At 70.9% G+C, this 13035-nt stretch carries 12 protein-coding genes and 2 pseudogenes; 6 read left to right on the top strand and 8 right to left on the bottom strand.

The genetic code is table 11. The annotated features are described in order from the left end of the window. The first annotated feature begins 63 nt into the window (after positions 1-63). Positions 64-909: a spermidine synthase gene (locus tag ADK57_RS25495; RefSeq protein ID WP_053751891.1), complete on the top strand. Its 846-nt coding sequence runs from the start codon at positions 64-66 to the stop codon at positions 907-909. Here the strand turns inward: ADK57_RS25495 and ADK57_RS51405 are convergent. From ADK57_RS51405 to ADK57_RS25480, 5 genes and pseudogenes are all read right to left on the bottom strand, one after another. Continuing rightward, positions 871-1086 (bottom strand): annotated as a pseudogene (locus ADK57_RS51405) (MFS transporter); the annotation flags it as partial. The gene ADK57_RS25495 and the pseudogene ADK57_RS51405 sit on opposite strands and share 39 nt — an antisense overlap. A 1-nt stretch (position 1087) precedes the next feature. Continuing rightward, positions 1088-2962 (bottom strand): pentapeptide repeat-containing protein, encoded by a 1875-nt coding sequence (locus ADK57_RS25490; protein WP_234390417.1) that lies wholly within the window; start codon positions 2960-2962, stop codon positions 1088-1090. Between the two features lie 206 nt (positions 2963-3168). Continuing rightward, positions 3169-3298 (bottom strand): annotated as a pseudogene (locus ADK57_RS52550) (MFS transporter); the annotation flags it as partial. A gap of 73 nt (positions 3299-3371) precedes the next feature. After that, complete coding sequence (locus ADK57_RS25485) at positions 3372-4376, bottom strand: hypothetical protein (RefSeq protein WP_053751889.1); 1005 nt, start codon at positions 4374-4376, stop codon at positions 3372-3374. 66 nt (positions 4377-4442) lie between these two features. Beyond that, on the bottom strand, positions 4443-5381 hold the full coding sequence (locus ADK57_RS25480) for a hypothetical protein (RefSeq protein WP_053751888.1): 939 nt from the start codon (positions 5379-5381) through the stop codon (positions 4443-4445). An 85-nt stretch (positions 5382-5466) separates the two neighbouring features. On the opposite strand from ADK57_RS25480, the gene ADK57_RS25475 reads away from it, so the two are divergent. Beyond that, complete coding sequence (locus ADK57_RS25475) at positions 5467-5904, top strand: DUF4442 domain-containing protein (protein ID WP_053751887.1); 438 nt, start codon at positions 5467-5469, stop codon at positions 5902-5904. Positions 5905-6008: 104 nt separating this feature from the next. Here ADK57_RS25475 and galU read toward each other — a convergent pair whose 3' ends face one another. Further along, a complete protein-coding gene (gene galU / locus ADK57_RS25470) occupies positions 6009-6959 on the bottom strand; it encodes a UTP--glucose-1-phosphate uridylyltransferase GalU (RefSeq protein ID WP_053751886.1) in 951 nt (316 codons plus the stop codon). A 457-nt stretch (positions 6960-7416) separates the two neighbouring features. Between galU and ADK57_RS25465 the strand changes: the two genes are divergently transcribed. Beyond that, positions 7417-9168, top strand: coding sequence for a ricin-type beta-trefoil lectin domain protein (locus ADK57_RS25465; RefSeq protein WP_053751885.1), 1752 nt, complete (start codon positions 7417-7419; stop codon positions 9166-9168). Positions 9169-9455: 287 nt separating this feature from the next. Here ADK57_RS25465 and ADK57_RS25460 read toward each other — a convergent pair whose 3' ends face one another. Beyond that, entirely contained in the window at positions 9456-9860 is a 405-nt protein-coding gene (locus ADK57_RS25460) for a DUF302 domain-containing protein (protein WP_053751884.1), read from the bottom strand. Positions 9861-10036: 176 nt separating this feature from the next. Here ADK57_RS25460 and ADK57_RS25455 point away from each other — a divergent pair, with 176 nt between their 5' ends. From ADK57_RS25455 to ADK57_RS25445, 3 genes are all read left to right on the top strand, one after another. Beyond that, positions 10037-11404, top strand: coding sequence for an MBL fold metallo-hydrolase (locus ADK57_RS25455; RefSeq protein WP_053751883.1), 1368 nt, complete (start codon positions 10037-10039; stop codon positions 11402-11404). Between the two features lie 71 nt (positions 11405-11475). Then, positions 11476-11862, top strand: coding sequence for a rhodanese-like domain-containing protein (locus tag ADK57_RS25450; RefSeq protein ID WP_199830684.1), 387 nt, complete (start codon positions 11476-11478; stop codon positions 11860-11862). Then, the gene (locus tag ADK57_RS25445) at positions 11859-12605 is read left to right on the top strand and encodes a sulfite exporter TauE/SafE family protein (RefSeq protein WP_053751881.1); all 747 of its coding nucleotides are present in this window, start codon (positions 11859-11861) and stop codon (positions 12603-12605) included. Before ADK57_RS25450 ends, ADK57_RS25445 begins: the two co-directional genes overlap by 4 nt. A gap of 30 nt (positions 12606-12635) precedes the next feature. Here ADK57_RS25445 and ADK57_RS25440 read toward each other — a convergent pair whose 3' ends face one another. Continuing rightward, positions 12636-12923 carry a metal-sensitive transcriptional regulator gene (locus ADK57_RS25440; RefSeq protein WP_053751880.1) on the bottom strand — a complete coding sequence of 96 codons (288 nt, stop codon included), beginning with the start codon at positions 12921-12923 and terminating at the stop codon, positions 12636-12638. Positions 12924-13035: the final 112 nt, after the last annotated feature.

Below are 13035 nucleotides of genomic sequence, written 5' to 3'. Positions count from 1 at the left end.
CGGAGCCGCATGGGGTCACAGCCCCGCGCCCCTTGGGGTGCTTCACACAGGCACAATGAGGGGGTGAACGAGCCCATACCCGTCACCCGGACCGTCGATCACGGGGTCGCCAAGCTGATGCCCGACGTGGACCGGGAGCGGGCGTGGCTGCTGACCGTCGACGGGGCGCCCCAGTCGTACGTCGATCTGGACGAGCCGGAGTATCTGGAGTTCGAGTACGCGCGCCGACTCGGGCATGTTCTGGACACCGCCTCGGAGGCAGGGCGTCCGCTGGACGTCCTGCACCTCGGCGGGGGTGCTCTCACCCTGCCCCGGTACCTGGCGGTGACCCGGCCGGGCTCGCGGCAGGACGTCGTCGAGGCCGACCGGGCTCTGCTGGAGTTCGTGGTCGAGCACCTTCCGCCGGACGAGGACGCGGGGATCGCGCTGCACGCTGCCGATGCCCGCGCCTGGCTGGAATCAGCCCCTGCGGAATCCGCCGACGTCCTCGTCGCCGACGTCTTCGGCGGCTCCAGGGTGCCCGCGCACCTGACGTCCGTCGCCTACGCCCAGGAGGCCGCGCGGGTGCTGCGCGGCGAGGGCGTCTACCTGGCCAACCTCGCCGACGGCGCGCCCTTTGCCTTCCTGCGTTCCCAACTCGCCACCTTCGCCACGGTGTTCAAGGAGCTGGTGCTGATCGCCGAGCCGGCCGTGCTGCGCGGGCGCCGCTTCGGCAACGCGGTGCTCGTCGCCGCGCACCACCCGATCGACACGGCCGTCCTGGCCCGGCTCACCGCCTCCGACGCCTTCCCGGCCCGGGTCGAACACGGGCCCGCCCTGCGGGAGTTCATCGGCGGAGCGCAGCCGGTGCGGGACGCGGACGCCGTACCGTCACCCGTGCCCCCCGACGGGGCGTTCGGCATCGGCTGACCCGTTGCCGGCCTCCGGCGCGCCCTGCACGATGCCCGCTTGCCGGTACGCGCAGATTCCGTACGTCCGGCACGCACAGCACGGCAGCCGTGACCACGACGACCAGTGCCGCGCACCCCACAGCGTTTCCGTCCGCCCGAACGCCGCCTCCGCCTCCCTTCCGGCAGCGGCGGCCACGTCACCGCTTCACCCGGCCCCGGATGGCGAGCGCCCCGAGACCGAGCAGCACCGGCTCCGAGAAGCGTGACGCCATCTCGACGTACGTGCCTGCGGTAGTGAGGTCATGGCCGCTGGAACGGAACACGACCGAGTTGAGGGTGACGTTCAGCGCCTTCTCGAACCGCTCACCGGTGAACCGGTTCCCCGTCGGATTCTTCGGGTCGTCCTTGTCGATCTGGAGCGTTATCTTGCCGCCACCGGGTGGGACGATGCCGGTCGCTTCCTGCTTGGGGGACTCGTTCGGCAGACCGAAGCCCATCATCAGCAGGATGGTGGTCATCATCGCGAGGGCAAGCCAGCCGAGGGCTCGCGAGGCACGCATTCCGTAGCCGGACAGCAGCCAGTACGCAGTGAGCAGGGCGCGCTCCCCAAACGGCGTACCAGTGCGGTTGTGGCGGCGCATCTCCATCTCGCCGTAGTAGAAATCGGCCGCGCCGGGCTCGTTCTTGCCGTCCTCGAAGGCCTTGCGCATTTGGCGGTACAGCGCAGCCACATCATCAGGGTCGGGGGTGAAGCCGGGGTCGGGATGATGCGGCCCGGTGCGCCAGTGACGGGAGGACGCGCCCCCGCCATGGTGCGAGGCGGGCTGGCCGGCGGTCTGCGCGCGCCAGTGGTGTTCTTCGGCCAGGGTCCGCCGCCGCGTCCACCAGACGCGCCATATTCCGTGGCGGCGATGGAGGCCGGTGGGCGTGGGGGCGAAGATGCAGCGTCCTTCCAGGCGGATCTGGTCCAGGTGGAAAGCCCCGGAGAACATGCAATCGCTCAAGTCGATGTCGGTCAGGACCAGATTTGCAGCGTCCGCGCCGCTCACCGAGACCACCCGCACCCTGTTGTCGCAGTCTGCCAGCAGGCTCTCGTCCACAGCCCGGCCACCACTGACAAATGGAGCGGGGTGGGCAGCGACCGCTACGGGAAAGGAGAGGACCGTGTGGCTGAGGTCGGCTCTGGCATGCCGGAGTAACAGTGTCGCCGTCGATTCCCATTGAGTCCTCAGGCAACGCACCTCGCGTGCCGCGATTTCCAGCGTCACCGGCACCTTGAACAGCACACCGGAGAGGTCGACTTCCTTCGCACACACCACGGGCCCGAACCATGACATCACGTCAAACCTCGCCCCGGTGAACCGGGTGATGCCGGCGAATTGAGCGCCATCGAACCAAGTGTTGCCAGAGAACTCGGCGTTGACGAACCGCACGGTTCGAGAGAACTGCGCCCGCATGAACCAGGTCTCACCAGAGAACTGCGTCTTGTCGAACCAAGCACCTGCAAACTGTGCTTGCGTGAACCACGCATCACCGGAGAACTGCCCCCCGTCGAATCGGGCGTCGCCCAAGAACTGAGCCCCACCGAACCCCGCGGTGCTGGAGAACAGTGCCTGTGAGAACGGGGCATCGCCGCAGAACTGCGCTCTGTCGAATCGGGCGTCGCCGGAGAACTGCGCGTGGGTGAATCCCACGATGCCGGAGAACTGCGCTCCCTCGAACCGCGCGGCATCCAAGAACTGCGCGTGGTCGAACCCCGCGTCGCCGGAGAAGTGCGCGTGCGTGAACCCCGCAACGCCAGAGAACTGTGCCTGAGCGAACCAGGCGTCACCGGAGAAGTGCGCCCTGTCGAACCAGGCGGCGCCGAAGTGGGGTTGTCCGGTGGCGGGGTCATGAAGGGCGCGAAGAAGTGAGTAGAAGAGCGGCCCGGTGAAGGGAGTGCCGCGGTGGTCGATGTCGGCGCCGGGGGACAAAGCCGCCAGGTAAGCAGCGCGATCGTCCTCGCCCAGGTGAGCCAGGCACGCCGCGTGGCCAGGCACGTGGATTCCGAGACAGCCCACGGGATCCGTCACAGGCTGAGCCCCGTGCCCGCAGTGTGGCCACACTGGTGGTTCTGGGCTGAGTGAAGGCGTCGTCACTCAGACACCGACGCTTCAACGGTCCGTCGAGTTCCCAGAGTTCACAGCTGAGGAACGAGGGTTGGCGCGCTTCGTGCACTGCCTCGCAACAGGTCTGGGCAAGGAAACAGCCCCGGCTTCCGGTCGAATTGGGGTCATTGAAGCAAGAACACGACCAGGGGCAGCGTCCGGGAGGCGGCCACCAGACCCACGTCACCGCTGTCGCCGCCCGCGTCGAGCACCGCGAACGCGGCGGGGGAGTCGGCGGGCGACCGTCGCCGCCGGGGTCAGGGCTTGCCAACGAGCGGTTCCGGCCGGCCTGTTCGTCCCGGCGCCGGTCGGGGCCGGGACGAACAGGCAGTTCTCAGCCCGTCGGATCCCCGTGCAGCCGTACCGTGCTGAGGATCTTCATGATGGTCTCCTTGGAAACCTCTTCCTTGACGCCCTTGGCCCCGTAGAAGTTCCACGACACGAAGTCACCGGTCGAGTTCTTGAAGCCGAAGGTGATGGCCTTGCCGTCGGTCACGCACTTGCCGGTCGCGGGCGTGTCCTTCGACGACGCCCAGGCGTAACTGCCCTTGATCCCGGACGTGGTGGTGTAGGGCGTGGCCTTCTTGTCGAGCGTGATGCTCTTCTTGTCCGGCTGGGTGTAGCCGCCGTAGACCCACCAGGCCGGGGTGTTGATCGCGATCTCGTCGGTGTCCTTGGCACCGTTGGCGCCCTTGGTGCCCGTCGCGGCCAGGGACATGGTGTCGGTCTGGCCGTCCTTGTCGTCGTCGGACTCGCACCAGTTGGACTTGAGGATCGCCGGCGCCGACATCGTGATGATCGGCTTCAGATCGTCCGAGTTGTCCTCCTCGAAGGCGACGGCCGAGGTCGGGGACTGCACCTCCCAGTCCGCCGGCACGTCGAAGGCCGTGCCCCACTTCGGGTTGACGACGATCTTCCAGCCCTTGATGGTCGCCTGCTCGGCGTCACCGCCGCGAGGGTTGTCCTCGGAGGCGGAGGCGGAGGCGGAGGCGCTCGGCTCGGAGGCGGTCGCGGACGGCTTCACGTCCTTGCCGTCCGCCACGTCGTCCTTGTCGTCGCCACTCAGGACCAGGAATCCGGTCACACCGGCGGCCACGACCACGGCCAGCGCCGCCACGATCGCGACGACCTTCGTCCGGTTGCCGCCACCACCGGGCGGCGGCCCGGGCGGGCCCGCCGGCGCCGGAGTGTCCCACTGCGGTTGCTGCGCATAGGGGTTGGGCTGCTGGAATCCGGGCTGCTGGTACGGATTCGGCTGCTGGTACCCCGGCTGCTGGTACGGGTTGTTCTGCTGCTGCGGGTTCTGCTCGCCCCCGGGCGGCTGCTGTCCTGGCCACATGGGCAGCCACCCTAGCCCTGCCAGGGACACGATTCGGTCACTGCCCCTTGTCAGGGACGTAGCAAATCAGCGCTCTTCGTCGGACGTGTAGAGCCGTACGGTCTCCATGATCTTCTTCACCGTGGCGTCCGGAACCTCGTCACCGACACCCGCGACGCCGAAGAGTGACCAGGACGCGAAGTCGCCGTCGGAGTCCTTGAAGGCGAAGGTCGTCGCCTTGCCTTCGGTGTCGCACTTGCCCTTCTTGGCGACCCCTGAGGACTGGGAGGTGGCGACACTGCCGGTGAGACCGGAGGCGGTGGTGAAGGAGGTGACCGGACCGGTCGTGACCTTCTTCCGGTCCGGCTGGGTGTACCCGCCGTAGACCCAGGTCGAGGAGTCGGCACGGGCGATCTCTTCGGTGCTCTTGGCCCCGTTGTTGCCCCTGCTGCCCACGCTGGCCAGCGGCGTGTAGTCCGTCGCGCCGTCCTTGTCGTCGTCCGACCCGCACCACTTCTCCTTGAAGACCGCGGGGGCCTTCATGGCGACGAGGGGTTTGTCCGCCGGGTCGTCGTTCTCCGAGACCCACGAGACCCAACTCGTCGACTGCAGCGCCCAGTCGGACGGTACGTCGAAGGCGACGCCCAGGTCGGGGTTCACCACGACCTTCCAGCCGGCCACGGTGGGCTTCATGGCGTCGGTGCCGCGGGGGTTCTCCGATGCGGAGGACGAGGCCGAGGACGTGGTCGGGCCGGGGCCGGCCTCCTCGTCCGTGCCGCCGCCGAGCAGTACCGCCCCGGTCACGGCGGAGGCCACGACCACGGCCGCCGCCACGCTGATCGCGACCACCTTCGTACGACGCCCGCCGTCCGGCGGCCCAGGGGGCGCGGGGGGCGCGTCCCACGGTGGCTGCTGCCGGGCGTACGGATTCGGCTGCCGGTATCCGGGCTGCTGGTACGGGTTTCCCTCAGCCGGGTTCTGCTGCGGGTTCTGCCCGCCCCCCGGCGGCTGCTCTCCTGGCCACATGGGCCGTAAGGATACGGCGATCACACCACGGCTCTGGCCCCACGGGGCTACTCGTGGGTAACATGTCGGCATGAGCGCAGATCAGATGTCCATCGGCGAGTTGCTCGCCGCCACGGTGCCGATGGTTCGCACGCTGAACCTGGAGTACCTGGAGACCACTCCGGAGAAGGCCGTCCTGGTCCTTCCGGACCAGAGCGAGTACCGCAACCACGTCGGCGGGCCGCACGCCGGCGCGATGTTCACGCTGGGGGAGTCGGCCAGCGGTGCGATCGTCCTTGCCGCCTTCGGGGACCAGCTCTCGCGCGCCGTGCCGCTTCCGGTCACCGCCGAGATCGCGTTCAAGAAGATCGCCCTGGGTCCGGTCACGGCCACCGCGACGCTCGGCCGCCCCGCCGCCGACGTCGTCGCCGAACTCGACGAGGGCAAGCGCCCGGAGTTCCCGGTGACCGTCGCCATTCAGCGCGAGGACGGAGCGGTGACGACGGAGATGACCGTGGTCTGGACGCTCCGGCCCAACGGCTGAGCTTCGGCGCGCAGGAGGGGCGCCGACCAGGGCGCACGGTCCGAGGCAACGACCGGAACCCTTCGCGTACGACCCGGTCGGCGCCCTCCGCCCTCGGCCCGCGATCAGGCCGCGAACCGCTCGCGTTCGGTCGCTTCCGCGCCCTCCAGGCCCGCGACGAACTCCTTGAGCCAGGCCGTGAACTCGGGCCCGAGGTCGGGCCGGTCGCAGGCCAGTCGGACCACCGTGCGCAGATAGTCGGCCTTGTCGCCGGTGTCGTAGCGCAGTCCGTCGAAGACGACCCCGTGCACGGTGCCGCCCGAGGCGAGGTCCTGGAGGGCGTCGGTCAACTGAATCTCGCCGCCGCGCCCGGGCGGGGTGCGCTCCAGGGTGTCGAAGACGGCGGGGTCGAGGACGTAGCGGCCGATGACCGCGTAGGCGCTGGGGGCGTCCTGCGGTGACGGCTTCTCGACCAGGCCGGTGACGCGGACCACGTCCCTCTCGCCGGTCGGCTCGACGGCCGCGCAGCCGTAGAGGTGGATCTGTTCGCGGGGCACCTCCATGAGGGCGACCACGCTCCCGGCGTACTGGTCACGGACGTCGAGCATCCGGCTGAGGAGGGTCTCGCGCGGGTCGATGAGGTCGTCGCCGAGCAGGACGGCGAACGGCTGGTCGCCGACGTGGCGGCGGGCGCAGAGCACCGCGTGGCCGAGGCCGAGGGGCTCGCCCTGGCGGATGTGGTGGATGCTGGCCAGGCGGGCCGGGTCGCGCACGGCGTCCAGGCGTACCGCGTCGCCCTTGGCGGCGAGTGCCTGCTCCAGCTCGAAGGCGTTGTCGAAGTGGTCCTCGATGGCCCTCTTGTGGCGACCGGTGACCATCAGGACGTCGTCGAGACCGGCCGCGGCGGCCTCCTCGACGACGTACTGGATGGCCGGCTTGTCGACGACCGGCAGCATCTCCTTCGGTGTCGCCTTGGTCGCGGGCAGGAACCGTGTGCCGAGGCCGGCCGCCGGGACGACCGCCTTGCGGACGGGGCGGGCAGGGGCGGGGGTGGCTGTCGTGTGGGGGACGATCATGCGGCTCATGCTGGCGTACGGGGATGAGAGAACCCCGAGAGAAACCTCTCAGCCCGCTGTGGGGGCGGGGCGGGAACTTGGAGATTCCGTGTGCCAACCGGCCTTCCACGCACACAACTTGACGGGCGCCTTCCGGCAATTTTCGAATGCGGGTGCGGATACCGTCGGTAACTTTTCTGAACTCGCCGCTTTTTGAACGTGGGTCACTCGAACTTCTTGTTTCGTATGAGGCGCTTGTGCGAAAGTGAGCGGCCCCTTGATCGACCAACTCAAAACCCACTCGTACCTGACGTGGCATAGGTATGCACCAATCAGGCACCTGCTTTCCTACGGACGCGCATTTGGCCTGCCGTCCTGCGGCTTGGAAGGAAATGGTCCAGTGCAATCCCCATACCCCCCACGGCCCCCGTACCCGCCCCGGCCCGGATCCAGCGCCGGGGAATCCGACCGGGATCTCATGGCCCGGCTCGACGCGGCCGGCGCGGACGCCCACGCCGTCGCGCTGCTGATGGCCCGGCACTGGCGGGCGACCTACGACTACGCGGTCATCTGCCTGGTCTCCACGGAGGGTTCGGCGTCGATGGCGGCCGCCGCAGCGTTCCATCGGGTGCTGGGAAGGGCGGGTGGCGGTGCCGTACGACCGCAACTCCTGCGGGCGGTTCGGGAGACCGTCAAGGAGTGGGCCGCGGACGACGGCATTTCCGCCGCACTGCCGGAAGTCCGCAAACCGACCGGCGGTCGCGGACTGCGCGCCGCGAGGTCGGTCACCCCCGAAAGGCGACAGCTCGCCGAGCGCGCATTCCAGGCTCTTCCGGGAGCCTCGCAATGCCTCCTGTGGCACACCGAGGTCGAAGCCGAGCCCATATCCGTACCGGCCGGACTGCTGGGGGTGGACCCGGCCCGGGCCTCGGCCGGTCTGGAGCAGGCGCGGGAGCAATTCCGGGCGGGCTGTGTACGGGCCCACCGGGAACTCGCACCGACCAGGGAATGCCGCTTCTACAACCGTCTCCTCGACGTCCCCATTCGCCGGGGAGGCGGCCTGCTGCCCGATGTCCAACAGCATCTGATGGCGTGCCGGTACTGCCGGCACGCGGCCGAGCAGCTCAGCCATTTCGAGGGTGGACTGGAAGAGCTGCTCTCCGAGACCGTCCTGGGCTGGGGTGCCCGCCGCTACCTCGACTCCCGGCCCGGCCGAGGGGACGCCCGGGCCGCGCCGGCCGCGCGTCTCGCCCTACGGCCGAGGCCCGGCGGCCGGCACCGCCCCGCATCGGCCGGCCTCCTCGCCGCGCCCCGCAGGCACACGAAGGCGGTGCTCGTGGGCGCCGGCCTGACCTCGCTCGCCCTGCTCGCGACGGTGCTCGTCGCCAAGGGCTGGTCGGACGAGGGCGGTGTCCCCGCGCCCCGCGCCACCTGGGGCGCACCCAGCGGCAACTCCGTCTCCCCGGGCGCCGTGGGCGACGCGTCGTCCGGCGGGTCCCCGTCCGCCGCCTCCGTGGGCAACCCCGTCGAGGTGGGACACGGCCGCCTCCGCAACCTCGTCGCCGGACTCTGCCTCGACGTGCGCGGAGGCAGGACCGAGGGCGGCGCCGGGACCGTGCTGACGGCGTGCTCGGCGGCCGGATCCCAGGTGTGGTCGTACCAGGGCGACGGTCTGCTGCGCAGCGCCGTCGATCCCACCCTCTGCCTCGACGCCGACGCCGACGAGGGCTCGGTCGTCCTGGCCGACTGCGTGGTGCACGCCGGTGAGGTCCGCTACGACCTCACGGTCCGCGGCGAACTGCTGCTGCGCCGGGGCGAGGGCCTGCTCGTCGCGCCCGGCCCCGGGAAGTCCGTGGTCGTCGCCGAGCGGGACGGATCGGCCGGGCAGCGGTGGGTGCTGGAACCCGCGAGCGGTGCCTCGGGCGGTGCTGAGGAGCGGGGCGGGGCGCGGGACGGCAGTCCCGGCACGGCGGGCTCGCCGGCCACCTCGCCGTCGCCCGACGCGGATCCGCTGCACAAGGTTCCCGAGGCTCCGCAGAGCGACCCGGTGGTCCCGCCGCCGCAGTTCGACAAGCGGATGGCTCAGGCCGGCACCGACACCACCGACGGCGCTCCCGAGCCGGTCGCGCCCGTCGAGGAGGCGAAGACCCTTCCGGGCGCCGTGCTGGACACGGCGGGGTCGGTCACCGACACCGCCCGGACGACGACCCTCGGCGCAGTGCTCGGCTAGTCGGGTCGTCGCGCGGTTCGGGGTCATCCCACCGGGGTGACCCCATCTTCGGTTCCTGCAGCAGCATGCCGTCCGGGATCAGATGTTGGCGGCCGGCGTGGTCATGGGTTTCGCGGACGGCACAGGTCGACAGGCCCAGGGCCGGGACCAGGTGGGCGGCGCCGAGGAGGACTGGCTCGGGGTGCAGTCCGGCGTGTTCGGTCATGGCGGCGGTGGCCTGGCCCGCGTGGCGACCGCACGTCTCACGTACTCGGGCGTGGGCCCCTCGGTGGGGCGGGCCTGCGGTGTCAGGCGGCGGGGTCGGGTGTGGTCAGTGAGGCGAGGGCGGCGTCGAGGCGGCGCGTGGCCTCCTCGGCGACCGGGCGCAGTGGGTCGAGTTCGGTGAGCGTGACCATCGTGTTCGGGTCGAGGGCCTGCACGGCGGTGCGGTCTCCGTCGCGGCGGACGACGACGTTGCAGGGCAGCAGCAGGCCGATGGTGCGGTCGGTCTCCAGGGCACGGTGTGCCAGGGGCGGGTTGCAGGCGCCCAGGATGACGTAGTCCTCCATGTCCTGGTCGAGTTTGGCCTTCAGGGTGGCCGTCACGTCGATCTCGGTGAGGATGCCGAACCCCTGCTCCGCGAGGGCGGCGCGGGTGCGGGCGACGGTGGTGGCGAAGTCGGCATCGACGTGGACTGTGTGTGCGTAGCGCATGGCACGGGCCTTTCTCGTCGGCTCGCGTGGCGCGGGACGGGTGTCCGGCCGTGTGCGAGGTCTCGTGAGGTGCTTCCCCTGGGGCTTCCCTCGCCCTTGAGAATACCCCCCGGGGTACTCATGCTACCGTCGGAGACATACCCCCCGGGGTAATTCTTGACTGAAGGGAGTACCTCGTGTTCTTCATCGACACGATCGAGGTGTCGGGGCTCGGCAACCGCAGCTATCTCGCGGGCGGTGAGCGGACCGCGGTGGCGGTCGACCCGCCGCGCGACATCGACCGGGTGATCGCGGCGGCCGTGCGGCGCGGGGTGCGGATCTCGCATGTCGTCGAGACGCACGTCCACAACGACTACGTCACCGGCGGCCTGGAGCTGGCCCGCACCGTCGGAGCCGCCTACCTCCTTCCCGCCGGGGCCCGCGTCTCCTTCGCGCGGGTGCCGGTGCACGACGGCGACCGCACGGAGATCGACCCCCACGCCGGCCTGGCCCTGCGAGCGCTGGCCACACCGGGCCACACTCCGCACCACACCTCCTATGTGCTGGAGGAGAACGGCACGGCGGTCGCGGTGTTCACCGGCGGCTCGCTCCTGATCGGCACCGTCGGCCGCCCGGACCTTGTCGAGCCGCGGCTGACGGAGCACCTCGCCCGGGCGCAGCACGCCTCCGCACACCGGCTGGCCGCCGAGCTCCCCGAGGAGACGGCGGTGCTCCCGACGCACGGATTCGGCAGCTTCTGCTCGTCCTCCCAGGCGGAGGGCAGTGCCACGACCATCGGCAAGGAGAAGGCCTCCAACGAGGCCCTCACGCGGGACGTGGACGCCTTCGTCGCCGACCTGCTGGCCGGCCTGGACGACATCCCCGCGTACTACACGCACATGGGCCCGGCCAATGCCGCCGGACCCGCTCCGATCGACCTCACCCCGCCCGCGGTGGCCGACGCCGAGGAGATCGCCGCCCGGCTGGCGGCGGGGGAGTGGGTGGTGGACCTGCGCAATCGTGTCGCGTTCGCCGCCGGGCACGTGTCCGGCTCGTTCAACTTCGAGGCCGAGGGGCAGCTCGCGACCTATCTGGGCTGGCTGATTCCGTGGGGCAAGCCGGTCACGTTGCTCGCCGAGTCGCCCGAGCAACTCCGCGCCGCCCAGCGCGAGTTGGTCCGGGTGGGTATCGACCGTCCGGCCGCCGCGGCGACCGGTGAGCCGGCCGACTGGGTGCCCGAGGGCGAGGCGCCGGTCTCCTTCCGCCGCAGTACGTTCGCCGACCTCGCGGGTCGGCGGCGGGCGGAGGGCGTCGTCGTCCTCGATGTCCGGCGGGGCTCGGAGCGGGCGGGCGGGTACGTCGAGGGCTCGGTCCACATCCCGGTCCACACCCTGCACCGTCGCCTGAGCGAGATCCCCGACGGCGAGGTGTGGGTGCACTGCGCGGGCGGCATGCGCGCCGCCATCGCCGCTTCCCTGCTCGACGCCGCCGGCCGCGACGTCATCGCGGTGGACGACTCCTTCGAGGCGGCCGAGAAGGCCGGACTCACCGTCCGGAACCCCTGACGGTGCCGGGTGCCGCCAGAGGCCCGGCCGACCTTCCGTACCGACATGCGAAACAGGAGCGGGAAACCGTGATGAGCATCTTCCGACGAGGCCGGAGCGGCCCGGGCCGCGTGACCGTCCAGGAGGCGGCCGCGCTCACCGGCCGAGGGAACGCCGAGAGCGGCGGCGATGCCGTGCTGCTGGATGTCCGCGAAACCCACGAATGGCAGGCCGGACACGCCCCCCGAGCCGTACACCTGCCGCTGTCGGCGCTGGCCTCCGGGGCCGGGCTGCCCGCGCAGGCCCAGGCACGGCCCCTGGTCGTGATCTGCCGTTCCGGCAACCGCTCCCTGCGGGCCGCCGAGCTGCTGGCCGCCCGGGGAGCGGAGGTCGTGGACGTGATCGGCGGCATGAGTGACTGGGCGGGAGCGGGGCTGCCGGTGGTGGACACGCGCGGCGGGAACGGCACCGTCGCGTGAGCGCTCTCATACTCGCCCTGGCCGCCGGGGCCGTGATCGGCCTGGCGCTCGGCGCGCTCGGGGGCGGCGGCAGTGTGCTGGCCGTCCCCGCCCTGATCTACCTGCTCGACTTCACTCCGGTCGGGGCGACGACCGCGAGTCTGGTCATCGTCGCGCTCACCTCGGCCACCGCGCTGGCCGCGCATGCCCGCGACGGACACGTGCGGTGGCGTACGGGGCTGCTGTTCGCGGCGGCCGGAATCGGCCCCGCGATGCTGGGCGGCGCGCTCGCCGCCCGTGTTCCGGCGGCGGTGCTGACGGCGGCCTTCGCCGTGGTCGCGGGAGCGGCCGCCCTGCGCATGCTGCGGTTCCGGCCGGGTGCGGAGGGCGCCGTGACGGTGCGGCCGGTGCGGGCGGCGGGGGCCGGTGCCGGACTCGGCGCGGTCACCGGCGTCCTGGGTGTCGGCGGCGGCTTCCTCGCCGTACCGGCCCTGGTGAACGTCCTCGGCATGCGGATGCGGAACGCGGTGGGTACCAGCCTGCTGGTCATCACCGTCAACTCCCTGGCCGCGCTGGCGGCGCGCGCCGGAACGGTCGACGGTCTGGACTGGTCGGTCGTCGGCCCGTTCGTCGGGGCGGCCATCCTCGGTGCATGGGACGGCAAGCGGCTGGCCGGGAAGGTCTCCGGACGCACGCTTCAGCGGATCTTCGCTCTGATGCTGCTGGCCGTGGGTGCCTTCATGCTGATCGACTCGGTGGTGTGATGCACCGGAACCCGCAGGCCCGGGCGAGCCCTACGCCAGGGACAGGAACAGCTTCTCCAGTCGGGCGCGCATCTGCTCGGTGTCCTCGCCGTTCCGGCGGCCGGACTCGACGTCCGCGATGCACTGCTGCAAGCCGGTCGCGATGATCGCGAAACCGGCCCGGTCGAGCGCGCGGGAGGCGGCGGCGAGCTGGGTGACGACATCCTCGCAGTCCCGGCCCTCCTCGATCATCCGGATCACGCCGGAGATCTGACCCTGCGCGCGGCGCAGGCGGTTCAGTACGGCCTTCAGGTCCGCACCCTCGAGCTCCAGTTCCACGACCACTCCTCGAAAAATACCCCTAGGGGTACTCTACGTCCCGGTTCGGGACGGCGTCGACCATTAAGGATCACACCTGCCATGAGCAACACCCCCAGCCCCACCCCCAGCC

The organism is Streptomyces sp. MMG1533 (genome assembly GCF_001279775.1).
Lineage (GTDB): Bacteria > Actinomycetota > Actinomycetes > Streptomycetales > Streptomycetaceae > Streptomyces.
Note: the sequence above shows the minus strand (reverse complement) of the source record. Positions and strands in the feature narration are given on the sequence as shown.